26 protein-coding genes are annotated in these 25725 nt (G+C 66.3%); 10 read left to right on the top strand and 16 right to left on the bottom strand.

From position 1 onward, the window contains the following. Positions 1-40: 40 nt before the first annotated feature. Entirely contained in the window at positions 41-1303 is a 1263-nt protein-coding gene (locus tag ACFQ2S_RS12705) for a SulP family inorganic anion transporter (RefSeq protein WP_386074950.1), read from the top strand. A gap of 3 nt (positions 1304-1306) precedes the next feature. On the opposite strand, the gene ACFQ2S_RS12700 is transcribed toward ACFQ2S_RS12705, so the two are convergent. From ACFQ2S_RS12700 to pyk, 5 genes are all read right to left on the bottom strand, one after another. Then, positions 1307-2380, bottom strand: a complete 1074-nt coding sequence (locus tag ACFQ2S_RS12700; protein ID WP_386074949.1) for a Hint domain-containing protein — start codon at positions 2378-2380, stop codon at positions 1307-1309. A gap of 200 nt (positions 2381-2580) precedes the next feature. Further along, complete coding sequence (gene rplT / locus ACFQ2S_RS12695) at positions 2581-2943, bottom strand: 50S ribosomal protein L20 (RefSeq protein WP_089233337.1); 363 nt, start codon at positions 2941-2943, stop codon at positions 2581-2583. A 13-nt stretch (positions 2944-2956) separates the two neighbouring features. Then, positions 2957-3157: a 50S ribosomal protein L35 gene (rpmI, locus tag ACFQ2S_RS12690; RefSeq protein WP_386074948.1), complete on the bottom strand. Its 201-nt coding sequence runs from the start codon at positions 3155-3157 to the stop codon at positions 2957-2959. Between the two features lie 176 nt (positions 3158-3333). Then, positions 3334-3567: a hypothetical protein gene (locus ACFQ2S_RS12685; protein ID WP_386074946.1), complete on the bottom strand. Its 234-nt coding sequence runs from the start codon at positions 3565-3567 to the stop codon at positions 3334-3336. 30 nt (positions 3568-3597) lie between these two features. Continuing rightward, positions 3598-5046, bottom strand: coding sequence for a pyruvate kinase (pyk, locus tag ACFQ2S_RS12680; RefSeq protein ID WP_386074944.1), 1449 nt, complete (start codon positions 5044-5046; stop codon positions 3598-3600). Between the two features lie 119 nt (positions 5047-5165). Between pyk and ACFQ2S_RS12675 the strand changes: the two genes are divergently transcribed. From ACFQ2S_RS12675 to ACFQ2S_RS12665, 3 genes are all read left to right on the top strand, one after another. Beyond that, complete coding sequence (locus ACFQ2S_RS12675; RefSeq protein ID WP_386074942.1) at positions 5166-5933, top strand: N-formylglutamate amidohydrolase; 768 nt, start codon at positions 5166-5168, stop codon at positions 5931-5933. 22 nt (positions 5934-5955) lie between these two features. Then, positions 5956-6276 carry a DUF1244 domain-containing protein gene (locus ACFQ2S_RS12670; RefSeq protein WP_386074941.1) on the top strand — a complete coding sequence of 107 codons (321 nt, stop codon included), beginning with the start codon at positions 5956-5958 and terminating at the stop codon, positions 6274-6276. A 198-nt stretch (positions 6277-6474) separates the two neighbouring features. Next, the gene (locus tag ACFQ2S_RS12665) at positions 6475-6867 is read left to right on the top strand and encodes a hypothetical protein (protein WP_386074939.1); all 393 of its coding nucleotides are present in this window, start codon (positions 6475-6477) and stop codon (positions 6865-6867) included. A 90-nt stretch (positions 6868-6957) separates the two neighbouring features. Here ACFQ2S_RS12665 and ACFQ2S_RS12660 read toward each other — a convergent pair whose 3' ends face one another. From ACFQ2S_RS12660 to ACFQ2S_RS12645, 4 genes are all read right to left on the bottom strand, one after another. Continuing rightward, positions 6958-7818, bottom strand: coding sequence for a D-amino-acid transaminase (locus ACFQ2S_RS12660; protein WP_386074937.1), 861 nt, complete (start codon positions 7816-7818; stop codon positions 6958-6960). A gap of 9 nt (positions 7819-7827) precedes the next feature. Then, a complete protein-coding gene (gene dgcA, locus ACFQ2S_RS12655) occupies positions 7828-8793 on the bottom strand; it encodes an N-acetyl-D-Glu racemase DgcA (protein WP_386074936.1) in 966 nt (321 codons plus the stop codon). 104 nt (positions 8794-8897) lie between these two features. Further along, the gene (gene dgcN, locus ACFQ2S_RS12650; RefSeq protein ID WP_386074935.1) at positions 8898-9902 is read right to left on the bottom strand and encodes an N-acetyltransferase DgcN; all 1005 of its coding nucleotides are present in this window, start codon (positions 9900-9902) and stop codon (positions 8898-8900) included. A gap of 225 nt (positions 9903-10127) precedes the next feature. Beyond that, positions 10128-11087 carry an acetyl-CoA carboxylase carboxyltransferase subunit alpha gene (locus ACFQ2S_RS12645; RefSeq protein WP_386074933.1) on the bottom strand — a complete coding sequence of 320 codons (960 nt, stop codon included), beginning with the start codon at positions 11085-11087 and terminating at the stop codon, positions 10128-10130. A gap of 302 nt (positions 11088-11389) precedes the next feature. On the opposite strand from ACFQ2S_RS12645, the gene ACFQ2S_RS12640 reads away from it, so the two are divergent. Then, complete coding sequence (locus ACFQ2S_RS12640; RefSeq protein WP_386074932.1) at positions 11390-11854, top strand: AraC family transcriptional regulator; 465 nt, start codon at positions 11390-11392, stop codon at positions 11852-11854. An 80-nt stretch (positions 11855-11934) separates the two neighbouring features. Here ACFQ2S_RS12640 and ACFQ2S_RS12635 read toward each other — a convergent pair whose 3' ends face one another. Together ACFQ2S_RS12635 and ACFQ2S_RS12630 are read right to left on the bottom strand one after the other, a co-directional pair. Beyond that, on the bottom strand, positions 11935-12891 hold the full coding sequence (locus tag ACFQ2S_RS12635; RefSeq protein ID WP_386074931.1) for an L-malyl-CoA/beta-methylmalyl-CoA lyase: 957 nt from the start codon (positions 12889-12891) through the stop codon (positions 11935-11937). Positions 12892-13077: 186 nt separating this feature from the next. Then, positions 13078-14049, bottom strand: a complete 972-nt coding sequence (locus ACFQ2S_RS12630; protein ID WP_386074930.1) for a zinc-ribbon domain-containing protein — start codon at positions 14047-14049, stop codon at positions 13078-13080. Between the two features lie 174 nt (positions 14050-14223). Here ACFQ2S_RS12630 and ACFQ2S_RS12625 point away from each other — a divergent pair, with 174 nt between their 5' ends. The 3 genes from ACFQ2S_RS12625 to ACFQ2S_RS12615 are packed head-to-tail and all read left to right on the top strand — an operon-like array spanning position 14224 to position 16527. Beyond that, positions 14224-14901, top strand: coding sequence for a cell division ATP-binding protein FtsE (locus ACFQ2S_RS12625; RefSeq protein ID WP_089233348.1), 678 nt, complete (start codon positions 14224-14226; stop codon positions 14899-14901). Beyond that, positions 14898-15800, top strand: coding sequence for a cell division protein FtsX (locus ACFQ2S_RS12620; RefSeq protein ID WP_386074928.1), 903 nt, complete (start codon positions 14898-14900; stop codon positions 15798-15800). The genes ACFQ2S_RS12625 and ACFQ2S_RS12620 overlap by 4 nt, the downstream gene beginning before the upstream one ends. A 1-nt stretch (position 15801) precedes the next feature. Beyond that, complete coding sequence (locus ACFQ2S_RS12615) at positions 15802-16527, top strand: lysophospholipid acyltransferase family protein (protein WP_386074926.1); 726 nt, start codon at positions 15802-15804, stop codon at positions 16525-16527. 264 nt (positions 16528-16791) lie between these two features. Here ACFQ2S_RS12615 and ACFQ2S_RS12610 read toward each other — a convergent pair whose 3' ends face one another. Further along, positions 16792-18033: a urate hydroxylase PuuD gene (locus ACFQ2S_RS12610; protein ID WP_386074924.1), complete on the bottom strand. Its 1242-nt coding sequence runs from the start codon at positions 18031-18033 to the stop codon at positions 16792-16794. Between the two features lie 331 nt (positions 18034-18364). On the opposite strand from ACFQ2S_RS12610, the gene alc reads away from it, so the two are divergent. Beyond that, positions 18365-19375 carry an allantoicase gene (gene alc / locus ACFQ2S_RS12605; protein WP_386074922.1) on the top strand — a complete coding sequence of 337 codons (1011 nt, stop codon included), beginning with the start codon at positions 18365-18367 and terminating at the stop codon, positions 19373-19375. Between the two features lie 50 nt (positions 19376-19425). Here alc and ACFQ2S_RS12600 read toward each other — a convergent pair whose 3' ends face one another. The 4 genes from ACFQ2S_RS12600 to ACFQ2S_RS12585 all read right to left on the bottom strand — a co-directional run bounded on the left by ACFQ2S_RS12600 (position 19426) and on the right by ACFQ2S_RS12585 (position 24070). Further along, entirely contained in the window at positions 19426-19983 is a 558-nt protein-coding gene (locus tag ACFQ2S_RS12600; RefSeq protein WP_386074921.1) for a PqiC family protein, read from the bottom strand. Positions 19984-20350: 367 nt separating this feature from the next. Beyond that, on the bottom strand, positions 20351-22744 hold the full coding sequence (locus tag ACFQ2S_RS12595; RefSeq protein ID WP_386074919.1) for an MlaD family protein: 2394 nt from the start codon (positions 22742-22744) through the stop codon (positions 20351-20353). Beyond that, positions 22741-23388 carry a paraquat-inducible protein A gene (locus ACFQ2S_RS12590; protein WP_386074917.1) on the bottom strand — a complete coding sequence of 216 codons (648 nt, stop codon included), beginning with the start codon at positions 23386-23388 and terminating at the stop codon, positions 22741-22743. Before ACFQ2S_RS12590 ends, ACFQ2S_RS12595 begins: the two co-directional genes overlap by 4 nt. Continuing rightward, a complete protein-coding gene (locus ACFQ2S_RS12585; protein WP_386074915.1) occupies positions 23381-24070 on the bottom strand; it encodes a paraquat-inducible protein A in 690 nt (229 codons plus the stop codon). The genes ACFQ2S_RS12590 and ACFQ2S_RS12585 overlap by 8 nt, the downstream gene beginning before the upstream one ends. A gap of 176 nt (positions 24071-24246) precedes the next feature. Between ACFQ2S_RS12585 and ACFQ2S_RS12580 the strand changes: the two genes are divergently transcribed. Beyond that, positions 24247-25725, top strand: coding sequence for a mechanosensitive ion channel family protein (locus tag ACFQ2S_RS12580; protein ID WP_386074914.1), 1479 nt, complete (start codon positions 24247-24249; stop codon positions 25723-25725).

Here is a 25725-nt window from a genome sequence, read left to right as displayed (position 1 = left end):
CCCCTTGTTCGCCGCGGCGCAGAGAGCCTAAGACACGCTTATGAAGCCCAAAATCGTTACGACGCTGGAGTCGTATGACCGCGCGCTCTTCCTGGCCGATCTTCAGGCCGGGGTGACGGTGGCGATGGTCGCGATTCCGTTGAGCCTTGCCATAGCCATCGCCTCCGGCGCCGATCCCGGCGTCGGGCTGGTGACGGCCGTGATCGGCGGCTTCCTGATCTCGCTGCTCGGCGGCAGCCGGGTGCAGATCGGCGGGCCGACCGGCGCCTTCATCGTCGTGGTCTACGGGGTGATCGCGCAATACGGCTACGACGGGCTGGTGCTCGCCACCTTCCTCGCCGGCCTGATCCTGCTGACCGCTGGGGCGTTCCAGGCAGGCAATCTCATCGCCTTCGTGCCGGAACCGGTGATCGACGGCTTCACCATCGGCATCGCGGTCATCATCGCGGCCAGCCAGATCAAGGACCTCTGCGGGTTGAGCATGGACGAAGTCCCGGTCGACTTCCTAGAAAAGGTCCCGGCGCTCTGGGCGGCGCGCGACACGCTGGCCCCCGCCAGCCTCGGCATCGGCCTGGCCACCATGGTGCTGATCATGCTGCTGCGGCGCCTGTTTCCGCGCTTCCCGGGCCTGATCGTGGCGGTGTCGCTCACCTCGGTCGCGGCCGCTCTGCTGGCCCTGCCGGTCGACACGATCGGCGGCCGCTTCGGAGCGCTGCCCAATCACTTGCCGATGCCGAAGCTCCCGGACCTGAGCCTGCAGCGGGTAACCGAGCTCCTGCCCTCGGCCTTCGTGATCGCCTTTCTCGCCGGGGTCGAGTCGCTGCTCTCCGCGATGGTTGCCGACCGGATGATCGGCGGCCGGCACCGCCCGAATGCCGAAGTTCTGGCACAGGGTGCGGCCAATATCGGCTCGGCGCTGTTCGGCGGCCTGCCGGCGACCGGTGCGATCGCGCGCACCGCGACCAACGTGCGCGCCGGCGGCAAGACCCCTGTCGCGGGCCTCGTGCACGCGCTCACCATCCTCGCAGTGATGATGCTGGCCGCCCCGCTTGCGGGTCACCTCGCCATGCCAGCGCTCGCCGGGCTGCTCATGCTGACCGCCTGGAACATGAGCGAGCCGCACAAGTGGCGGCATCACCTGCAGCGCCGGACATCCGACAAGGTCCTTCTGGTGCTGACCCTGGTGCTGACGGTCGTTGCGGACCTGACAGTTGCGATCGGCGTCGGGATCGCGCTTGGCCTCGCCCTGCGCCTGCGCCGCCGCCATGTCCCCGAAGCCGAGTGGACGCCGCCGGAACGGTAGGCGTCAGGCGGCCAACCCGAACATGGCGCGCGCCTCCCAGCCCCTGAGAACCGGCCGGGCAAGGTCTCCCTGCCGGGCATGATCGGTGATCAGCTCCGGAAAGAGCGCTTTGAACTCCGCAAGCATCTCCGGGGTCATCGCCGAGACGCTGTTGCTGGCCACCAGGAAGCTCTCGGCCGGGACGCCGTTGGCCCAGACCAGTTCATGCTGGTCGAACATGAAATGGTGGTATGTGACGGTGCCCCCTTCCTGGCGGGCGACATCGCGTCCGTTGACCAGGTGCTTGGCCGCCACCAGCGCCTCGCAGGAGCCCGTCGCCAGCTCCAGGTCCGCCGAGCTGACGAGCATCCGGTGCTGCGGCGAAACGAGCAGCTCCCGCTCCGCGCCGAGCGCCCCAGGCGCGAAGCGGATCGGCGCCATCTCACCCGTCGCCTCGACCTCGCGCGCCCCGATCCAGCGGATCGGCCGGGCGCCGCTGTCGAGCGTCAGCACCAGGTCGCCGACCTGCAGGTCCTCCACCGGGCGCTCGCCCAGCGGTGTGGTGATCATGGTGCCGGAGGCAAAGCAGATCATGCCGCTCGACGCCGGGTTCACCGTGGTCAAGGTCACGGTGTCCGGGTTCGGCTGGTTGAACTGGATCGTGTAGGTCGCCGCATTCGGCTCGGTCGGGACGGGGATATTCTCCGACACCGCGCCGGCCGCCGGACCGTTCAGCGCGGTGATGTTCGTCGTACCGCCGCCGATGTCGTAGAACTGCAGCACCTCCGACGTGCTGCTGTTGACCAGCGCCGCCGCCTCGAAATTTCCGGCGGCGTTACTGTCCGGATCGGTTAGCAGGAGCGGCAGGTTTTCCGACGACAGGACATAGACGTACTCGTTCGCCTGCGCGTCATAGCTGACCCAGACCCGCGGGTCGGTCAGATCGACGACGAGCCCGACCGCGCCGTCCGCCTCGTAGAACGCAACAGTAAAGTCCGCCGGATCCTCGTCCGGGGACAAGGCGACCTCCAGGAACTCGTCGATCCCGGAACTGGCCGCATAGGCGTTCGAATAGTGAAGTTCGCTGATACGCGCCACAAAGCAACCCTGACAACCAAAGCCCCGCACACCCCGGGCACAGCGGTCACCCTCGCGCAAAAATCCGAAGAAATTCCTTCATTCTGGCGGCGATTTTGGGGCGAAACGGGCGACAATCGCATGCCAGGCAAAGCATCGGACACGAAAAAGCCCCGCGCGGCGTCGCCGGCGGGGCTTTGAACTTGTGGCTGCGGTCAGGCTCAGGCCAGCGCGGCCTTGGCCTTTTCCACGATCGTGCCGAAGGCTTCCGGCTCGTGCACGGCCAGGTCGGCCAGCACCTTGCGGTCTACCTCGATGCCGGCCTTGGCCAGGCCGTTGATGAAGCGCGAATAGGTCAGCGCCTCGTCGTGGGCACGGACGGCCGCGTTGATTCGCTGGATCCACAGCGCCCGGAACTGGCGCTTGCGCGCCTTGCGATCGCGGGTCGCGTATTGATTGGCCTTGTCGACGGCCTGGGTCGCAGTCCGAAAGTTGGTCGACCGGGCGCCATAGTAACCTTTGGCGGCCTTCAGGACCTTCTTGTGACGTGCGTGGGTGACGGTTCCGCCTTTAACTCGGGACATATCTCAAGCCTCCTCAGCGCGCGTAGGGCATGTATTTCTTGACGATCTTGGTATCCGGGTCCGAGAGGACCGTCGTACCGCGTGCGTCGCGAATGAACTTTTTGGTGCGCTTGATCATGCCGTGGCGCTTGCCGGCCTGGGCGGATTTGATCTTGCCGGTCGCGGTCACCTTGAACCGTTTCTTGGCGCCGGACTTTGTCTTCATCTTGGGCATTTGCCTACTCCTTGACTGGATCGGTCGTTCCGTCCCGACAGGCATGCCACTTTCGGCCCGCCGCAACGGCTGAAGCCGGGCGTATAGGCTCAGATGCGGGAACAGGCAAGAGTAAAAGCGAGCCCGATTCGACGATCAGGCAATTCGGCGAGCGGCCGGACGGCGCCGGCGCCAACTCAGCCCGGCCCGCCTCCGAACACTCGAACAAAGACGCCCGGAATGGTTTTGGCTGTGTAGGAGCCGGAGGGTTTTTGCGAAACGGCAAAGGCAATCATCGCCCCGGCGATCACAAACATCAAAACCGCCATTCCTGGCCTCCGACCATGCGTGAAGGCATTCAGCAAGGCAGGAAAGGACAGCAAGCCGAAAAACGTGCCCAAAACGAAAAACAGGTCCGGATCGAGGTTCACGCACGTTCTCCCGCTGCTTTGAACCTTCGATTATTCGGGATCGGTGTTGAAAATCAACCTTTCGTCGCAGGGGGCCACCCGCAGGATGTTGGTCGAGCCCGGAATGTTGAACGGAACGCCCGCCACGACCACGACGTTGTCGTCGGAATCCGCGAACTGGCCCTGACGGGCAGCACGCGCGGCCGAGACCACCGCCATCTTGAAGCGGCTCACGTCGCCATGGGTCATGAAGCAGTTCACGCCCCAGGACAGGCACAACCGACGGGCGGTCGCGGTGAAGGGCGTCAGCGCGAGGATCGGAACACGGGGCCGCTCGCGCGCCGTCTTCAACGCGGTGGTACCGGAATGGGTGAAGCAACAGATCGCCTTGACGCCGGTATTCTCGGCGATCTCGCGTGCCGCGGCGACGATGCTGTCGGCGGTCGATGTTCGGTCGACCACGCGCGCGGCCTCGATGATGTCGCGATACATCTGGCCCTTCTCCACCTCAACGGCGACCGCATCCATCGTGCGAACGGCCTCTAGCGGGTATTCGCCGGCGGCCGATTCCGCACTCAGCATCACCGCGTCGGCGCCCTCGTAGATGGCGTTGGCAACGTCGGAAACCTCGGCGCGCGTCGGCATCGGGCTCTCAATCATCGATTCCAGCATCTGCGTGGCGACGATCACCGGCTTGGCCGCCGCACGGGCGCCGCGGATCAGCCGCTTCTGGATCGGCGGAACGGCCTGCACCGGCAGTTCGACGCCCAGATCGCCGCGCGCCACCATGATCCCGTCGGAGACCGCGAGGATATCGTCGTAGGCTTCCACGGCGGCCGGCTTCTCGATCTTGGAGAGCACCGCGGCGCGACCGTTGACCAGTTCTTTGGTTTGCAGCACGTCGTCGGGGCGCTGCACGAAGGAGAGCGCCACCCAGTCAACGCCCAGTTCACAGACAAACTCGAGGTCCGCCTTGTCCTTGTCCGAAAGCGCAGCGACCGGCAGCACCACATCGGGCACGTTCACGCCCTTCCGGTTCGAGATCGTGCCACCTGTCACCACGGTGCAGTTCGCGAAATCTTCGCCGCATTTCTCGACCCGCAGGCGGATCTTGCCGTCGTTGACCAGCAGGCTCGCACCCGGGCGGAGCGCCTTGAAGATCTCGGGGTGCGGCAGGCACACGCGGCTCGAGTCGCCTTCGGTGGGATCGAGGTCCATGCGGAAGGCCGCGCCTTCCACCAGTTCCTCGGAATCGCCGGCGAACACACCGACCCGAAGTTTCGGGCCCTGGAGGTCGGCGAGGATCGCGATTGGCCGCCCAAGTTCGCGCTCGATCTGACGGATGATCGTGTGGCGTTCGCGGATTTCGTCGTGGCTGCCGTGGCTCATGTTCAGGCGGAACACATCCGCCCCGACCTCGAAGAGACGGCGTATCGTGTCATAGTCGTCCGAAGAGGGGCCAAGGGTGGCCACGATTTTCACATTCCGCATCCGTCTCATCGGACAACCTTTCGTATGGTGCTGGGTTGGTGCTGGGTCGCGCGGGACAGTTAGCGGTAAACTTCCCCAATTGCCAGACCGTCGGCCTCTGGCTCTTCGCCGCAGGACGCATTACACCCATGCGCGGAATACATCACACCGTCATGACATACCACGCCTTTCATACCGCCGGAGAAGACCGGGACAGCCGCTGGCTGATCACTTGCGATCACGCAACCAACACCGTCCCCCCGCAGATCGGCGGCGGGACACTGGGTCTGCCGCAGGGCGACATGGCCCGCCATATCGCCTATGATCCCGGTGCAGCAGGGGTTGCGCATGCACTGGCAGACGGGCTCGGGGCGCCACTGATCACGTCGAACTTCTCCCGCCTGGTGATCGATCCGAACCGCGGCGAGGACGATCCGACGCTGCTGATGCGACTCTATGACGGCACCATTATCCCGCAGAACCGCCATGCCGACGCCGCCGAGACCGAACGTCGCATGGAGCTTTGCTACCGCCCCTATCACGCGGAACTTGGCCGACTCGCGGCCTCCCGTGCCGACCGGGTGATCGTCGCGGTGCACAGTTTCACCCCGCAGTTGCGCGGCCGGCCGCCACGGCCCTGGCATGTCGCCATCCTGCACTCGCCGCCGCACAATGCCCTGTCGGTGAGCCTGATCCGTCGGCTGCGCGCCGATCCGGAGCTCTGCGTCGGCGACAACGAGCCCTATGCAGGGCACCAGCCCGGAGACTCGATCGACCGGCACGCTCTGCAACATGGCCGGCCCCACGTGCTTCTGGAACTTCGGCAGGATCTGCTGGATACCGTAGAGCAGCAAAAGGCGTGGGGGCGCAGGCTTGCCCCGCTGCTTAAGGCCGCGCTGCAGGACTGCAAGATCTGATTTCCCCGGAGGAGGACCGACCATGGACGACCAGACCCGCATCGAACTCGAAGCCGCCGCTTTCCGCCGGCTTCGCCAGCACCTGATGACCGACCGCGTCGACGTGCAGAACATCGACCTGATGAACCTCGCCGGATTCTGCCGGAACTGCCTGTCCCGCTGGTACCAGGAAGCCGCCGCCGAGCGGGGGCTGGAGATGGATCAGACCGAAGCACGCGAGATCTTCTACGGCATGCCCTACGATGCCTGGAAGTCGCGCAACCAGAGCCCGGCCAGCCCCGAGAAGCAGGCCGAGTTCGAGAAGGCGTTCCGCGACAATGTCGGCCCCGCGGACAAGGTCTGAGCCCTGGGCGCGGGAACGCTCTCACCGGCGATGACCGATTCTCGCCTCCTTTTGGCCCTTCTCGACGGCAATTGACCAAGCGCCAGCAACAGAGCACCCATTGGGTGAAAATTGTTGCGGGCAAATTCCGGAATTCGGCAGAAGTTTGACCGAATTGCGGTGGCTGGCTAGCTTTTCTTCGGGGGCGAAAGGAAGAGCATGCTGAACATCATCGCACTTGGCATCATCCTTGTCGCCATCGTCCTGGCCTACACGGACCTGTTGCGCTCCACGCGCGATGTCTCGCTCTCCATCAGCACCTCCGCCCACAGGGACGCCGCCGGTGCGCCGCGACGGACCCCGGGCGTGGCGCTCGACCTGTCGAGGGGCGTGCCCGTCACCCTTCACGGCTTCGACCCGCGACACGAAGCGCTGGTGGTGCAACTGTCCCGGGTCGCCTCGTCCAACAACGAGGACTCGGGCTTCGCCATCCAGCCGGACGCGCGCGGCCGGGGCCTCGAACTCCTCTTTCTTGACCGAGTGCTCGTGCGGCTCCCCGGGGTTCCCGCCGACAGCGATCTCGACCTGTATCTCGAAACACCGTCCGCTTGACCTCGCCTGACGCGTACGAAAAAGGGCGGGAACTTCCCGCCCTCTCCGGTCCGCATCGCCTAGCCGGCCCTTGCAGCCGGCAGAGCAACCTCAGACCGCGACCTTGCGGCTCTCGTCGAGATAGATCTCGCGCAGCCGCCGAGACACCGGACCCGGCGTTCCGTCGCCCAGAACCGAGCCATCGATCTCCACTACCGGCATCACGAAGGCCGAGGCCGAGGTAAAGAAGGCCTCGTCCGCCTGCTGCGCCTCCTCGATGGTGAAGGGACGCTCCTCGACCTCCATCTGCGCTTCGCGGGCGAAGCGCAGCACCGCCGCGCGGGTGATCCCGTGCAGGATCTCGGTGCCGAGGTTGCGGGTGATGATCTTGCCGTTCTTGACGATGTAGGCGTTGTTCGACGTCCCCTCGGTCACGAACCCGTCCTCGACCATCCAGGCATCGTCGGCGCCAGCCTTCTTGGCCATCATCTTGCCCATCGAGGGGTAGAGCAGCTGCACCGTCTTGATGTCGCGGCGGCCCCAGCGAATGTCTTCGACCGAGATCACCTTGATTCCCTTGCGGGCTTGCGGGCTGTCGGCAAGGCCGGATTTCGACTGGGTGAAGAGCACCAGCGTCGGCGGCACCTCCTCACCGGGGAAGGCGAAATCACGGTCGGCCGGAGCGCCGCGCGTGACCTGCAGATAGACGAGGCCCTCGTCGATCTCGTTGCGCGCCACCAACTCCCGGTGGATCTCAAGCAGCTCGCCCATGGCGGCCGGCTCTGGCATCGACAGCTCGTTCAGCGAACGGCGCAGGCGCGCCTCGTGACCGGCGAAATCGATCAGCTTGCCCCCGAGCACCGAGGTCACCTCGTAAACCCCGTCCGCGAACAGGAACCCCCGGTCGAAGACCGAGACCTTGGCCTCCTCCTCCGGCAGATATTCCCCGTTGACGTAAACGATCCGGCTCATGGCGGTCTCCTATCCCCACAATTCCCGCGACGGCGGGTGTACGCCCTCGCTGTCATAAATCAGCGGTGTGCCGCGGTCTTCGGCCAGCAGCAGCGGGCCGTCAAGGTCCACGACGGCCACGCCTTGCGCAAGTATCACGGCCGGCGCCATCGCCAGCGAGCTTCCCACCATGCAGCCGACCATGATCTCGAACCCGGCGGCCTCGGCCTCGGCCCGCAGGGCCAGCGCCTCGGTCAGCCCACCGGTCTTGTCGAGCTTGATGTTGATCATGTCATATTTGCCCTTGAGCGCCGCCAGCGAGGCGCGGTCGTGTACGCTCTCGTCGGCGCATAGAGGCACCGGTCGCTCCAGGCCCAGAAGGTCGTCGTCCCCACCGGCCGGCAGCGGCTGCTCCACCATCGCCACCCCGAGCCGCAGCAGATGCGGCGCGAGGTCGGAATAGACCTCGGCGCTCCAGCCCTCGTTGGCATCCACGATGATCTTCGACGCCGGAGCGCCGGCCCGGACCGCCTCGAGCCGTGGCATGTCGTCGGGCGTGCCCAGCTTGATCTTGAGCAGCGGGCGGTGCGCATTGGCGGCGGCGCTGGCCTGCATTGCCTCCGGCGTGTCGAGCGACAGGGTGTAGGCCGTTTCCAGCGGCCCCGGCTCGGCGAGCCCGGCAAGCTCCCACACCCGCTTGCCCGCACGTTTCGCCTCGAGGTCCCACAGCGCGCAATCCACCGCGTTGCGCGCCGCACCGGGCGACATTAGTTCCTGCAAGGCTGCACGGTCGAAGCTCTCGGGCAGCGCCGCGATCTCGGCGGTCACGCTCTCCAGGCTCTCGCCATAGCGCGCATAGGGCACGCATTCGCCCCAGCCTTCGGCCCCGTCCTCCTTCAGGACGGCGGTGATGACCTGCGCCTCCGACTTGGAACCTCGTGCTATGGTGAACACCTGGGCCAGCCGGAAAACGTCCGGCCGTATCGTCACTTCCATATTCACGCCTTTCCTCTGCCGAACGCCGCCCGGCTTCTTCTGTCCGGAAATATCCCCGCCGGAGGCATGAAGACTCTCGCCTCCGGATTTCACAAGCGCCGCGCTCAGGTGACCGCGACCAGCGCGTCCACGAGCTTGCCCGCGCCATGCCGGAACGGATCCACCGCCGGCAGGCCGAACTCGGCCTCGAGCCCGGCAAGATAGGCGTTCGCCTCGTCGTCCGACATGTGCTGCGTGTTGACCGAGATGCCCACCACCTGCACGTCCGGGTTCACCCGGCGGGCGAGGGTCAGCGACAGGTCGCGCAGCTCCTCCAGCGTGGGCAGGGTGTAATCCGGCAGGCCGCGCATATGCGCCCGGGTCGGCTCGTGGCAGAGGATCAGCGCGTCGGGCTGGCCGCCGTGGACCAGCGCCAGGGTCACGCCGGAATAGGAGGCGTGGAACAGGCTGCCCTGGCCCTCGATCAGGTCCCAGTGGTCGTCGTCGTTGTCCGGCGTCAGGTATTCGATGGACCCGGCCATGAAATCGGCGATCACCGCGTCGAGCGGGACACCGTCGCCAGTGATCAGGATGCCGGTCTGGCCTGTCGCGCGGAAGGTCGACTTCAGGCCACGCTTCTGCATCTCGGCATCGACGGCCAGCGCCGTGTACATCTTGCCGACCGAACAATCGGTGCCGACGGCGAGGCAGCGCTTGCCGGTCCTCTTCTTGCCGTTGGCGATCGGGTACTTGACCGACGGGATCCGCACATCGTGCAGCGTCCGACCCTCGGCCTTGGCAATCTCCACCAGCTCCGGCTCGTCCCGCAGCAGGTTGTGCAGGCCAGAGGCGAGGTCGAACCCCGCCAGAAGCGCCTCGGCCAGCACATGGCGCCACTCCGGCGAAATCACCCCGCCCCGGTTGGCGACGCCGATCACCAGCGTCTTTGCGCCGGCGTCCAACGCCTCTTGCAGGCTCATGTCGCGGAGGCGCATGTCGGCCTTGCAGCCCTCCATACGGAACTGGCCGACGGCGAACTCTGGGCGCCAATCCTTGATGCCCTGGGCCACCTTGGCGGCGAGTTGGTCCGGCGCATCGCCGAGGAACAGAAGGTAGGGGGTTTCGATCATCTTCGCATCTCCAATTTCGGGGCACGCTAGCACAAGGCGCTACGCGAAATTTTTCGGCAGTTGCGCAGATCGACACCAGAAGAGCGATTTTTTCCGATCGGGCGACGCGAAATTCGAACAGAATTCCAATGCCCGCCTATTGTGCAGTTTGAAAACTCGCCGGAATGCGTTTGATTCGGACCAGAGGTCGCGCCTGCCGCCCGGATGCTGCCGGGCGGCGCCTGATCAGGCCGCCAGCCCCTTGGCGCCAAGGCCGAGGTATTTCTTGCGGCGCTGCGCGACGAGGGCCTTGCGGTCGAGTCCGTCGAGTTCCGCGAGCATGGCACCGACCGCCTTGCCGACCCCCTCGATGGCGCGCGCGGGATTGCGATGCGCGCCGCCCAGCGGCTCCGGGATCACCCGATCGGTGACGCCAAGCTCCTTGAGGTCCTGCGCGGTCAGGCGCAGCGCCTCGGCAGCCTCGCGCATCTTTTCCGCGTCCTTCCACAGGATCGACGCACAGCCCTCCGGCGAGATCACCGAATAGACCGAGTGCTCCAGCATCGCCAGTCGGTCGGCCGTGGCGAAGGCCACCGCGCCGCCGGATCCGCCTTCGCCGATGATCACCGAGACCAGCGGCACACCGATTCGCAGGCAGGCCTGCGTCGAGCGCGCAATCGCCTCGGACTGCCCGCGCTCTTCCGCGCCCTTGCCCGGGTAGGCGCCGGGCGTGTCGACCAGCGTCACCACCGGCAGGCCGAACTTGTCGGCCATCTCCATCAGGCGGATCGCCTTGCGGTAGCCCTCGGGCCGCGCCATGCCGAAGTTGTGCTTGATCCGGCTGGCGGTGTCGTCGCCCTTTTCCTGGCCGATCACCACCACGGGGCGATCCTGGAACCGCGCCAGCCCGCCCATCACTGCGTGGTCATCGGCAAAGTTCCGGTCACCGGCGAGCGGCGTGTATTCGGTGAAGAGGGACTTGATGTAATCCCGGCAATGCGGCCGCTCGGCGTGGCGGGCGACCTGGCACTTCTGCCAGCGGGAGAGCTTGCCATAGAGGTCCTTGAGCATGGTCTGCGCCTTGGCATCGAGCGCGGCGGCCTCCGACTCCACGTCCATCTGCTCGTTCGACCGGGCCAACGCCCTGAGTTCCTCCGCCTTGCCTTCGATCTCGGCCAGGGGTTTTTCGAACTCCAGATAGTTCATGCAGCGGCTCCCGTATGTGATCGGCTCCCATATGACCCCGAGGCAATGGATTTGCAACAGATCGCCATTGAGCGAGCCGTGGTATTCGCACCCATCGCACCAATGCCTGCGACGTGGCAGGAAGCCTGCCCTTTCGTCGGCGACTTGGCGTGTTTGCGCGAAGCCAGACGATAGCCTTTTGTCCGGCGTCCTCACCGGCTTCGTGGAGATGACCCGCTTGAATGGGTAACGTCCTCATCGGGCTTCGTGAAAACGATACGCAGTCTGTGGCACACTTCCTCGAACGAACAGGAGGTGCCCACATGAACGAAGTCGATATCACCACCCACCCGGACCGCCGACTTGCCGCGGTGGCCCATAGCGGCCCCTATGACCAGATCGGCCCCGCCTATGACACGCTCTCGACGCTCGCCGAAGCCCGCAATCTCGTTCCCGAGGTCAAGAGCATGATCGGCATCTTCTACGACGATCCCGACAGCACGCCTGCGGCGGAACTGCGGAGCCATGCTGCATTCGAAGTCGGCCCCGAGACGCCGATCGACGCCCCGCTCGAGCAGATCGAGCTGCATGGCGGCAAGGTGGCCGTCTACCGTCTGAAAGGGCCCTATTCGGGGCTCAAGGCGGTTTACCACTATCTCTATGGCACCTGGCTGCCCGACTCGGGCGAGGAGCCCCAGGATGCGCCGTCCTACGAGATCTATCGCAATATGCCCGGCAACACAGCGCCCGAGGATCTGATCACGGACATCTGCATTCCGTTGGCCTGAGTCGGCGCGTCGATCATTCAGAAAGTTGCCGGCCGGGAGCCTCCCCTCTCCCGGCCGGCTTGGCAGAACGATACGGCCGGTCAGCCGGCGATCAGTTCAGCCTGTTTCACAACCACCTCGGCCTGCTTGATCGAGGCGATATCCACCAGGCGCCCCTTGTAGACGGTCGCGCCCGCGCCCTCGGCCTTGGCCTTTTCCATAGCGGCGAGGATCTCGCGGGCCTCGGTTACGGCTTCTTCCGAGGGCGTAAAGACCTCGTTGGCAAGCGCCACCTGCTTGGGGTGGATCGCCCATTTGCCGACCATGCCGAGCGTCGCCGAGCGCCGCGCCTGCGCGACATAGCCCTCATCGTCCGAGAAATCACCGAACGGCCCGTCGACCGGCAGCACGCCGTGGGTCCGGCAGGCCGCCACGATCGCCGCCTGCGCCCAGTGCCATGGATCCGACCAGTGCTTCACGCCCTCGCGGATCATGTAGTAGTTCTCCTGCGTGCCGCCGATACCGGTGGTCTGCATGCCCATGGAGGCCGCGAAATCCGCGGCGCCTAAGCTCATCGCCTCCATCCGCGGCGAGGCGGCGGCGATTTCTTCGACATGGGCAATTCCGGCGGCGCTCTCGATGATCACTTCGAATGCGATGGGCTTCGTGCGGCCCTTCGCACGCTCGATGGCCGTTACCAGCGCATCGACGGCATAAATGTCTCCCGCACAGCCGACCTTCGGGATCATGATCTGGTCCAGCCGGTCCGAGGCCTGCTCCAGCAGGTCGACCACGTCGCGATACCAGTAGGGCGTGTCGAGCCCGTTGATCCGAACACTGAGCGTCTTGCTGCCCCAGTCCACATCGCCGATCGCCTGGATGATGTTCTTGCGGGCTTCCGACTTGTCATCCGGTGCCACGCTGTCCTCGAGATCAAGGTTGATCACGTCCGCGGCGCTGCCTGCCATTTTCTCGAAGATCGCAGGGCGCGAGCCCGGGCCGAACAGTTGGCACCGGTTCGGACGGGCGGGAGCAGCAGGTTGGATACGGAAGCTCATATATCTCTCCGGCAACGATATTTCGCCTTGGGTCCGCAATTGGGTAGATTATTGCTCGCGCGCTTGCAAGGGCCTTTTCGCTCCAGCAGCATCCCGACGTCAAGACAGGAAACCATCTGCGGCACGATACGGCCGCGGATCATGACATCCACTGAGAATTCAACGCCGTAAAGGCCAGCGAAGGCGTCAGCCCTCGGTCTCGCCATCCTGAGCAGTGCCGGAGACGATGTCCCGCAATGTCCGATCGAGCCAGACGCGCCCGGCGTCGACCTTTGCGACATATCCGGCAAGCGACTCCGCAGAAGAGGGGAACGACTCGGCGACCTTTTCAGACCGTGCATAGACCAGCGCGAGGGCGCCAAATATCAGGAATGCCAGCCCGATACCGATCCGCGAGCCGCGCTTGCGCATCTGCCGGGTCTCGTAATCCAGGTGGCCGCGCCCGTCGTAGCCTTCGTCATCTCCATCCAGCGAGGGGGAGATCTCCTCCACGTCGGGCAGCAACTCCCGGCGCGACGCCACCGGTGCCGGCGCAGGATACCCGGCGGGCGTATACCCGTAGGGCGCGAACTCGTCGCGCACCGGCGCCTTCTCCGCATAGTCTGCGGTGCCATGCTTCGGCGTCGGCTCGGGCTCGGGCATAGCCAGTTCCGGCTGATAATCGGGAATCTCGGATTCGGCGCGCCGGGCTGCCTGCTCGCGCTCCGCCTCCTCCCGCAAGACCGACAGCACGTCCTCGTCGACCCGGCGGCGCGCTGGCTCCTCCACGGGTTCCTCGGCCGCCGATTCGGTGGCCCCACTCATAGGGGCCTGCTCGGGAGCCGCGCCGAATTCCGCGCTGTAGTCCGGCTCCTCCGGCGCTTCGTCGATTTGGTCTGTCTGTGGGCCTGCGTCCTCGTACTCCGCCACGGTCTCCTCGACCGTGTCCGCCTGCCGAGCCACGGTTTTGGGCTCAGGTTCGGGCTGCGGGGCTGGCGACTGCAGCCCCCGCGAGGGTTGCTCCCAGCCAAGCTCCTCGGCCAGTTCCGGATCGTGGTCGGGGTGCCGCTGGAACCAGGTGTGCCCGCAGCTCGAACATTGCACATCCCGCCCGGTCTCCGGGATCACCCGGTCGTCAACCGCGTATTGCGCCCCGCAATTCGGACAGATGAGCTTCATGGCGTCCTCTCGACCCGGGCAAAAAACCGCCGCCCGTCTAAGGTGTTGTTTTGCGGTTTTGTAGCAGCGGCAAGTGAAAACTCAAAGCCAATGCAGCCCATTGCTGGCTGCGACCCGTTGAAACCGCTTCCCGCCTCGGGCAGAACGGGCACAAATGGCAGGGAAACCCCACGCGTGATCGACTTCCAGAACGTCGCCTATTCCTACGGCAGCGACGCCCTCCTGCGGGATGTCTCGCTGCATCTGGCGCCGGGCTCGTTCCACTTTCTCACCGGCCCCTCCGGAGCCGGAAAGTCGACGCTGCTCAAGCTCTGCTACATGGAGCTGATGCCCAGCAGCGGACAACTCGATGTCTTCGGCCGCGAGGTGCGCAGCATGAGCCGGGACGACATCGCCCGTACGCGCCGCCGGATCGGCGTCGTGCACCAGGACTGCCAGTTCCTCGACCACCTGCCGCTGACCGAGAACCTCGCGCTGCCGCTCACCGTCGCGGGCCGCGATCCGGAAGCCGAGGCCGGCAACATCCGCGACCTGATGGGCTGGGTCGGGCTGGCCGCGCGCGCCGGCGCGACCCCGCCGGAGCTGTCGGGCGGCGAACGTCAGCGGGCCGCGCTGGCCCGCGCCGTGATCATGGACCCGGAACTGCTGCTGGCCGACGAGCCGACCGGCAACGTCGACTGGGAGATGTCGCTCAGGCTGCTGCAGCTGCTGGTGGAGCTCAACCGCCTCGGCAAGACTGTGCTGGTTGCGACGCACGACCTGAACCTGATCCGCGCCGCCAAGTCCCAGGTGCCGGCGCGGGTGCTGCGGATCGCCAATCGCGGGCTTCACCTGGCGGGGGCGGACCTGTGAACCGCCTTGCCGACCTTCTCGCCCTGGTGACCGGCCGGTTCGGCGCCGACCGCGTCGTGCCGCCCACCGGCTTCACCGCCCGGCTCACCGTCTTTACCTCGGCCGCCATGGCGTTCCTCGCCGTGTTTGCTCTCGCCCTTTCGCTCGCCACCGACCGGCTGGCGACCCGCTGGTCGGAAGCGCTGGCCCGGACGGCGACGGTACGGATCTCGGCGCCTGCTGGCCAGGTCGAGGCCCAGCTCACCGCGGCGCTGGAAGTTCTTCGCACGACGCCGGGCGTGGCCGAGGCCCGCCCCCTATCCGATGCCGAGCGACGCGCCCTGCTCGAGCCCTGGTTCGGTCCCGACCTGCCGATCGAACGGCTGCGGATCCCGACGCTGATCGAAGTCGTTGAAACCTCGGAAGGCATCGACACCACCGGCCTGCGCGCCCGCCTCGCCGGCGAGGCACCCGGGGCGCTGTTCGACGACCACACCCAATGGCGCGAGCCGCTGGTCCGCGCCGCCAACCGGCTGCGCACGCTCGGGCTTCTGTCGCTGCTGCTGATCTCGGCTGCCACGGCGGCGATGATCACGCTGGCGGCCCAGGCCGCGCTCGCCGCCAATGCCCGGGTGATCGCCGCGCTGCGCCTCGTCGGCGCGCTTGACACCTACATCGCCCGAGCCTTCGTTCGGCGCTACACCTTGAGGGCGCTGATGGGCGCGCTGGCCGGCAGCCTGCTCGGCATTCTCGCCATCGCCGCCCTGCCCCGAGCCGACGCGGCCGGCGGCTTCCTCACCGGCTTGGGCTTCGTTGGGCCGCAGTGGGGGCTGCCGTTGCTCGTGCCCCCTATCGTGGCGCTGGTCGCCTTCGCCGCCACGCGCTTCGCCGCCTTCCGGCAATTGCGGGAGACACCCTGACATGATCCAGTACCTGCGTTCGCTCATCTTCGTGGGCCAGATCTACCTGATGATGGCCGTGATGGCCCTTGCCTTCACGCCCTTCGTGCTCGTCCACCGGCCGCTCGCCTACACCGCCTGCCGCACCTGGTGCCGCTGGGTCCGCTGGAGCGCCGCCTGGATGGTCGGCCTGCGCACCGAGGTGCGGGGAGAGGTGCCGACGCAGGAATGCCTGATCGCCTCCAAGCACCAGTCCTTCCTCGACATCATCCTGATCGTCTCCGAGGTGCCGCGGCCGAAATTCATCATGAAACGCGAGCTGCAATGGGTGCCGATCGTCGGCTGGTACGCGAAATGGATCGGCTGCGTTCCGGTGGATCGCGGCCGGCGCACAGAGGCAATCCGCCAGATGAAGAAGGGGGTCGCGGCCGGACGGGCCATACCCGGCCAGTTGATCATCTATCCGCAAGGGACACGGGTCGCTCCGGGCGTCGACAAGCCCTACAAGATCGGCGCGGGTATCCTGTACGAAGAGTTGGAACAAGGTTGTGTCCCAGCCGCCACCAATGTGGGCGTCTTCTGGCCGCGCACCGGGATCGGTCGCAAACCCGGTCTCGCGGTGGTCGAATTCCTCGACCCGATCGGCCCCGGCCTTCCCCAGGCCGAGTTTATGAAGCGGTTGGAAACGGTGGTCGAGACCGCTTCGAACCGCCTGATGGCGGACGCAGGCTTCACGCCACTCCCCTGACAGGACCTGCGGCGGAGCGCTCCCGCCTGTCTTCCATGCCTTGCGGCATCTCATCCCGTTGGGCCGGGCAGGCTTCGCCTGCATGCACTCCCTGAAGCGACCTCAGCAAGCTCGACCATCCGTGCGCCGCGGCCACCTTCACCTGTTTGAAATATCCCCGCCGGAGGCACCGCGCGCGGCGCGCGCGGCCCGGCCCAACGGGAGGAGGCGCAACTTGGATGCGCTGACGACGGGCGGGAGCCTCTGCCCCTCGCCAAAACGACTTCAGCCCTGAAGCCCGGCCTCGTACCAGCGGACAACCGTGGCCCGGTCGGCCGGTTCCATGAAGGAGGCGCGTCCCGGCGGCATTGCGCGTGTCACGCCAGATTGCAGGTAGATCTCCGTCGCGTGCCGCGCCACGTCGCTCTCGGTCACCAGCTTCACGCCGCGTGGCGTGACCGGAATGCCCTCCCACACTGGTTCCGGCGCATGGCACATCGAACAGTTGCCCTGCACGATGTCGTAGACCTCGGCAAAGCCCTCGGCCTCCACGAACCGCTGCTGGGTCGGGCTGAGCGCGCTCTCTTCCCAGCCGCCATCCTCGCCATAGATCGGCGCCATCGAGAGCCAGACAATCGCGGCAAAGAGCAGCGCCGTCGCGCCCCAAGTCCAGAGCGGGCCCTTCTTGGGGAAGTCGCTGGCGTGGAACGAGTTGAAATAGTGCCGGATCGTCACCCCCATCAGGAAGACAAGGCTGGCGATCACCCAATTCCACTCGCTCGCGAAGGCCAGTGGATAATGGTTGGACAGCATCAGGAACAGCACCGGCAGCGTCAGGTAATTGTTATGGGTCGAGCGCTGCTTGGCGATCTTCCCGTATTTCGCATCCGGCACGCGCCCGGCCTTCAGATCCTCCACCACGATCTTTTGGTTCGGGATGATGATGAAGAACACGTTGGCCGACATCACCGTGGCCGTGATCGCGCCGAGATGCAGCATCGCCGCCCGCCCCGAAAAGACGTGGGTATAAGCGAAGGCCATGACCACGAGGATCAGGTAGAGCAGGAGCATCAGCTTGGTGTTGTCCTCGCCGAAGGGTGACTTGCAGATCCGGTCGTAGGCCACCCAGCCCAGGCCGAGCGAGGCCACCGAGATAAGGATCGCGAGCCAGGAGGGCATATCGAGCACCTCCGGATCGACCAGGAACAGGTCTGCGCCGAGGTAATAGACGAGGATCAGCATCGCGAATCCGCTGAGCCAGGTCGTGTAGCTCTCCCACTTGAACCAGATCAGGTGCGCGGGCAGCCGCGCCGGGGCGACCATGTATTTCTGGAGGTGATAGAAACCGCCGCCGTGCACCTGCCATTCCTCGCCGCCCACGCCCTCCGGCATGTCCGGCGCCTTCCTCAACCCGAGGTCGAGCGCGATGAAATAGAAGGATGACCCGATCCAGGCGATGCCCGCGATCACATGCAGCCAGCGAACGGCAAGTTCCGCCCAGGCCATGAGAAAAGTCGTTTCAACCAAAATGCGCCTCCAGATCCTGTCTGACGAAGAGTTCAGCAAACCCGCCCCGATATCAAACCGAAACCGCCTCTTCGCATTGCCTGTTGCGCGATCGTTCGGCATTCGACTAGGAATTGGGCGCACCACGCGGCGGCGGTGCGAACTCCCGGCAGCGCGCCCACATCCGTCGCGCGGCCTCTTGTCTTGCCTGCAGCCGCGGGCCAGAACATCCGACAACCAGACCGCAACGATACCGTTCGGCCCCGACGTCCCTCCGAAGCCACGAATGGCCCCCGAGGCACAGGGGCGGAACCTGCCGGACCGGCCCCGCAAACGACCGAAAGACACCCCGATGCCCACGATCGAATCCCTCAACGCCGACGTTCCGCTCTACGCCCGGACCGGCATCAACCTCGCGTCCGCCGGTCTCGGCGCGCGCGGACTATCCTCCACCAACGAGTTCTTCGCGCCGCTGGAACGCATGCTGGCCGACGGCGAGCCGGTCTTCATCGAGGGCAAGTTCGATGACCATGGCAAGTGGATGGACGGCTGGGAGACGCAGCGGCGGCGCGATGGCGGCCACGACCACGCGGTGATCAAGCTCGCCGCACCGGGCCGCATCCTTGGATTCGACGTCGACACGCGGCATTTCACCGGCAACTACGCCCCGGCCTGCCGGATCGAGGCCGCCAGTACCCGCGAGGTCACCGAGGAGACCAGCTGGGCGCAGATCCTGCCGCACCGGGCGCTCGGGCCGGACGGACATCACTTCTTCCGCTGCGAAAGCTTCGAAAGCTGGACCCACATCCGGATTCACATCTATCCTGACGGCGGCGTGGCGCGGCTGCGCGTCTTCGGCGTGCCGGAACTCGACCCGACGCATGACGGGCAGGACATCGACCTTGCCGCTTCGCTGAACGGCGGCCGCATCCTGGCGATGTCGGACGCACATTATGGCGACTACAACCGCCTGCTCGCGCCCGGGCGCGGCACCAACATGGGCGACGGCTGGGAAACCCGCCGTCGGCGCGAACCGGGGTACGACTGGATGGTGATCGCGCTCGGGGCGCGTGGCGTCGTCGAACGGATCGAGGTCGACACGGCGCATTTCAAGGGCAACTACCCCGACCGCTGCTCGCTTCAGGCGGCGGACATGCTGAACTTCGGCGACGGGCTGACCGATGCGCTGGTCACCGATTCGATGTTCTGGAAAACCTTGCTGCCGGAGCGCAAGCTCGGCCCCGACGCGATTCACGACTTCCGCGAAGGGCTGGAAGCGCTCGGCCCGGTGACCCACGTGCGCTTCAACATCCACCCCGATGGCGGGGTCAGCCGGCTGCGCCTGTTCGGTCGGCCGGCCTGAGCCAAGGACCGGCGCCGCGCCGTTCACGGCTCAGGCGCCGGGCCCCTGACCTAGATCCCGCGGGACGCGATCTGCCGCGCCAGGTCGCGCACGGCGACGGCCCGCGCCGCGGCAATGCCGGACGACCCGCTGTCGGGCGCGATGGGCGCGCTGACGTTGAACGTGCCTGAGTAGTCGCGCCCGGCGGAGAGCCGCGAAACGAAGTACTGCCCCGAAAGCCGGAAGCGGCCATCGGCGCCGGCGACCATCTCGCTGACGCGCACGATCAGCCGCGCCTGCGGCAGGTCCTCGAAGGGCCAGGGCTCGGCCGCCACCCGCGCGCCGGTGAAGGCGGCGAGATGCTGGCTGAGCTCCATTGTCACCCCGCGCGCGGGATCGTCGGCCCAGAGCGCCGAGGAATCCGCCTCGAGCGCGCCTCCCTCCGCTTCGCGCCAGATCTCCTCGGACTGGGCGTAAGTCGGCAGCGACACCTCCCGCACCTCCAGTTGGGAGACAGATATACCGATGCGATCCCCCGAGGCGACCGGCGCCGCGGCATACCGGACAGGAGGGGCGCTGCATGCCGTCAACAACAGCGAAAAGGCGAGAGCGGGAAGCACGAGGCGCATGACTGTCCGATCGGTCTGAGTTCTTTTGTTCGGCGCAGCATAGCGGCGCGACGGATGGCGGCAAGATGCTGCGTCGGCACAATCAATCGGGGAGACACCTACCCATCCCCCGGGATAGGCAACCTGCGAAGGGGTACTCCCGCCCGTCTTCGATGCCTAGCGGCATCTCATCCCGTTGGGCCGGGCAGGCTTCGCCTGCTTGCCCACCACCACCGAGGCCAGAGCACTCACCTCCAATTGAGCCGCGCCGCCGCTTCACCTGTTTCGAAACATCCACGCCGGATGCGCCGCGCGCGGCCTGCGCGCGGCCCGGCCCAACGGGAGGAGCCGCATCTGCGATGCGGTGACGACGGGCGGGAGCCCTGCCCTACTTGCCGGTGACCAGAGCGTTCGGCTTGCGCTCCAGCATCCGGGCCAGCGAACGCACAGAATCCGCCGCGCGGGCAACCTGGCGCAATGCCTCGCGGGCGTCGCGGTTGAGCGCACCGGTGTCCGACAGTCCCGCCAGGGCCAGTTCGGCCTCGCGCAGCACCTGTTCGGCCTGCTGTACCAGCCCCGGCAGGTCGTCCGTGACCTGCGCCACCGAGCTCGCCGCCTCGCGCGCCGACGCCAGGGTGGCATTGACGTTCTCCACCGTGCCGCCCTCCCGGAGTTCGGCGAGCGCCGCGCCCAGCTCGTCGAGTGCCGCGTTGAGGCTCTGTGGCAGCGCCCGCGCGGCCTCGGTCCCGATCAGCGCCTCGGCGCTCTCGACCAGCGAGGTCACTTCGTTCACCAACGCGTCGAGTTCCATCGCCTCGGCCTTGGCCGCCACTGCCTCGATCTGCTCGACGAGCGCCGGCACGCCCTCGACCGCGGCGCTCACGCCGTCGGCCGCGCGGCCCGCGGCGGCGATCGCCTCGTTGAGCTGCGCCGCCGCATCGGCTTCGTTGAACTCCGCGATCAGCGAGGTGGCCTCGGTGACGGCTTTCTCGACCTCTCCCAGGGCCTGCGTCAGCTGTGCGGGCAAAGCCTTGGCAGCCTCTGTCCCGAGAATGCCGTTTGCGTTCTCCACGAGCCCGGTCGCCTGCGCCAGCAGCGCCTCCAGGTCCAGCGCCTCGGCCTTCGCCGCCACGCCTTCGATCCGCTCCAGAAGAGCAGGCACTTCCTGCACCGCATCGGCAACACTCGCCGCCGCGGCGCTGGCGTTGTCCACCGCGTCGACCAGCTTGGCAACGCCTTCACGCTCCTGCAGATCGTCAAGCACGGCGATCATCTGGTCCGCGATGCCGGTCAGACGGTCGGGCAGCTCCTTCAGCGCCTCGGAGCCGATCACCCCCCTGACGTCGGTCACGACGCCGCGCACCTCGGCCGGCAGCGACTGGATGTCGTCGCTCGACACGAGCGCGGCGGCATTTTCCATGAAGGTCGTGACGGATTGCAGGAGTTCCTCGATGGGCAACTCGTTGACCCGCTTCAGCAGGCCTTCGGCCGATGCCGTCACGCCGGTGAGATCCGCCTCCACACTCGGAAAGATCGGATATGGCTCCGCGTCGCGCATGAAAGTCGCGGGCGCGGCGTCGGGGATCTGCAGCATCTCGATCTTCAATCCCCCGGTCAGCAGAGACGCTTTTGAAAGCCGGGCCCGCCAACCTTCGGAAACAGCCTGTTCGAAGAAATCCAGGACATCCGCCTCCTCCGTTGCATCCTGCCCCAGCTGGAGTTGCTCCAGTTCGATCGCCAGGACCACGACGAGCCGGACGCGGTCGTCGCCGAACTGTTCCGGATCGACCCTCCCGGTCAGCCCGACGACTTCGCCGATCTCGAGCCCGCGCAGGGTCACCGGCGCCCCGACGGTAAGCCCGTTGACGTTCTCCTCGAAGACCATCGCGATCTCCAGGGTGCCGCCGTCAGCGGTCGTCCCGTCGAACAGGCTGGTGCGGGCGTCGTCCTGGTTGCCGAAGACCGCGAAGCGCGCGCCGTCGGCCACGGGGGCCCCGCCCGACACGACGGTCTCGAAGCTGATGCCGCCTGAGATCAGCGCCGAGATGCTCTCGACATCCACCGACGCACCGCCTGCGCCGAGATTGAACGAGAATCCCGAGGCATCCCAGAAACGGCTGCGGCTGGTCAGGAGCTGGTCATGAGGCGCGGCTACAAAGGCCTCTGCGGTGATCGTCACCCCGTCGGAGGAAAGCTGCGGGCGGCCGACGCGGCCGACTTCCAGCCCCTTGTAGAGGATGGGAGTGCCCTCGCTCAGGCCCTTGCCGGTGTTGGTCGTCAACACGATCCGCCGGCCCTCTTCGTCCGGGCGGGACACCGGGCGCTGCTCGAGACCGGTGAAGTGCTTCTCCAACCCTCCGGGAACGCCGTCCCAGCTGCCCTCGATATAGACACCGCTCAGCACGGTGTTGAGCCCCGAGATGCCGCGGGCCGAGACCTCCGGTTCGACCACCCAGAAGACCGCGCCGGAATCGACGTAGGGCTCCACTTCCTTGTCGAGCCGGACATGTGCGACAACGGCGCTGAGATCCTCGGTGAAGGTCACCTCCTCGACGACGCCGACAGAGACCTCGCGATACCGCAGGTGGGTCTGTTCGGCGACGATGCCCGAGGCGTCGGCAAAGGCGATCTCGATCAGCGCGCCGCGGTTCTGCAGGCTGTTCCAGGCAATGCCGAGCGCGATCGCCAAGGCAACGATGGGGATGACCCAGACGATGGACACCCGGTCGAGCAGGCTGCGCTTGGCCGGCTTCACCGGGGTCTGGGGGATCTGGTCGGTCACGTCAGGTCTTCCTCTTCACCGTCGCGTTCGATGCTGTCCCAGATCAGCCGGCTGTCGAAGGACCGGGCCGAGAGCATGGTGAACACCACCGAAAGCGCAAAATTCAGGGCCGCCGGGCCGGGTTGGATCGAAACCACGACGGATAGCTGCACAAGGGCCGAGAGCACAGCGACGACGAAAACGTCGATCATCGACCACCGGCCGATGAATTCCACCATCTCGTAGAGCTGTGTGCGACGGAGTTTGCTGGTGTGCCAGCCGCGCTGCACCGACAGCGCGAGATAGGCGACGGCGACGAACTTGCCCATCGGGATCGCCACCGAGGCGATCAGGATGACGAGCGCCACCGGGATCGCGCCATGCATTGCCAGCGTCACAGCGCCGCCGACGATCGTGTCGCCCGATGTCTTGCCCATGAATGTCGTGTTGAGCATCGGATACAGGTTCGCGGGGAAGTAGCAGATCAGCCCGACGACCCACCAGGCCCAGACCCGGCTGAGGCTGTGGCGGTCGCGCGAAACGAGCTTGGCGCCGCAACGCGGGCAGCGCTCGGTTTCCAGCGGCCAGACCCGCGTGCAATCGGTGCAGGCCACCATCCCCGCATCGCGTGCCGTCAACAGGTGCATCGGATGCGCCTCAGCCATGGGCGTGCACCTCGTCGGGCTGCGCGATCGACATCGGCGCCTCCGGATCCGGCGACTCCTCCAGCGCGTGCCAGATCGACCAGCGGCAAAGGTATCCATCCTGGAACACTGTCACCACGACCAGAAGGGCAAAGAGCCAGAAGGCCATCCCGAGTTCCACATGGGCCATCGCGGTGATCTTGACCAGCGCCACCCCGACGCCGAGCACAAAGATCTCGGCCATCGACCAGGGCCGGAGGTGTTCCGAGAGCCGGAACGCGGTGCGCGCTCCCGGCCATGGCCGGCGGCGCAACATCAGAGGTGTCAGCACGTAGATCAGCAGCAGCGCCCGCAGGATCGGGATGAAGATGATGAGCGATATCACTGCCAGCGACAGCACAACCATGTGCGCCCGGGAAAACGCCAGCGCCGCCTCAAAGATCGAGGTCGCATTGTGCAGGCCCGAGGCCTCGATGCTCAGGAACGGCATGAAGAGCGCGGTCACCAGAAGGATCACGACCGTCAGGGCAAGTGCGACGACTCTGAGGATCGCGCCTTCCACCGGAGCGATCAGCACGTGGTGGCAGCGCGCGCAGACTGCCCGCTCGCCATTCCCCGGAGCGGCCACTCGATACAGCGCATCGCAGGTGGGACAGGCGATCAGGTCTTCCAGATCGTCGTCGATTGTCGGGGAATGCGTCACGGGCTCTCGCTGGTCTAATTCGGTGCGCACCCTACCATTCGCTGCGGCTTGCGCAATGGTCACACATGCGCCGCGGGAGACTGGGCCTTTCGTCTCGGTCCCGACCTGTGCATGGTGGCGCCGGGCCGACATGCGAACGGGATCGGCCCGAACCGCAGAGATCGAGGAGACGACCAATGATCCACTCCGGAATTGGGAACGTGGCGAGCCGGATCTTGACGCTGCTGGCATGCGTGACCGTGGCGGTCGCCGTGGCCTGGGCGCTGCCACTGGCAGCCCAGACCCCGCCTGCTGCCGAGGACACGGCAACCGCCCCCCCCGCCGAAGCGCCCGCGGCCGAGGAGGCTCCGGCCGAGGAACCACCGAGCTATCCCGAGGAGTTGACCAGCCTGACGATGGATCTCGAGGAATTCGAGCTGCGCCTGCTGCCTCTCACGGCAGATCAGCTCACCGCGCTGGCGGAGACCTGGCAGGGCATCGTTCAGGAACAGACTTCCGCCGTCGTTGAGGCCACCATCGCCTCGCGCACCGGCGGCAAGGAGGCGACCGAGGCGGACATAAATTCGATCGTGGAGCTCAATGACGTGCGCGGGAACGGTTTCGACCGCTACAGCGCCGTGATCGACGCTCTCGAGAAGAAGGGCGGGGACGAAGCAACCGTCGCATCGCTCCGCAACTACCGCAGCGCGATCCTCGTCGAGGAGACGCAGCGCGCCGACTGGCAGGCGCTGCTGCGGATGGCGGCCAACTGGACGACCTCCGAGGATGGGGGCCTGCGCATCGCCAAGAACGTGGCGATCATCGGCGCGGCCTTCCTGGCGCTGCTCATCGTCGCCCGGTTCGTTCGCTCCTATGCAAGGCGCCTGTTCGGAAAGATCCCGGACCTATCCAAGCTGCTGCAGGCCTTCCTCGCGATGGTCGTCTACTGGGTGACCGTCGCAATCGGGCTGATGATCGTGCTCTCGGCGCTCGGCGTCGACATCTCGCCGCTCTTCGCGGTCGTCGGTGGTGCCTCCTTCATCATCGCCTTTGCGATGCAGGACACGCTGGGCAACCTCGCCGCGGGCCTGATGATCATGATCAACCGGCCCTTCGACGAGGGCGACTACATCACAGCGGGCGGAACCTCGGGGACGGTCAAGTCGGTCTCGGTGGTCTCCACCACGGTCACCACGCCCGACAACCAGGTGATCGTGATCCCCAACTCCAAGGTCTGGGGCGACGTGATCACCAACACCACCGCCTCCGACATCCGCCGCGTCGATATGCAGTTCGGCATCGGCTACGAGGATTCCATCGAGAAGGCCCAGCAGGTGCTCGAGGAGGTCGTAACGTCGCATCCGGCGGTTCTGAAGGACCCCGCGCCTGTGATCCGGGTCGGCGCGCTGGCCGACAGCTCGGTCAACTTCATCGTCCGGCCCTGGACAAAGAGCGCCGATTACTGGTCGGTGCTGTGGGACCTGAACCGTTCGGTGAAGGAAGCCTTCGACGCCAACGGCATCTCGATCCCGTTCCCGCAGACGGACATGCACATCAAGATGCCGGCCGGCGCCGCCGCGGCTCCGATGCTGGCCTCCGGCGGGTCCGGCAGCAGCGCAGAGGCCCCCGTGGACTATGCGACCGGGGACGACGGCGCAAAGGACGACGAGACCTGA

This window comes from Tropicimonas aquimaris (genome assembly GCF_042676185.1).
Lineage (GTDB): Bacteria > Pseudomonadota > Alphaproteobacteria > Rhodobacterales > Rhodobacteraceae > Tropicimonas > Tropicimonas aquimaris.
The sequence above is the reverse complement of the archived record's forward strand: the minus strand, read 5'-3'. Positions and strand labels throughout refer to the sequence as shown.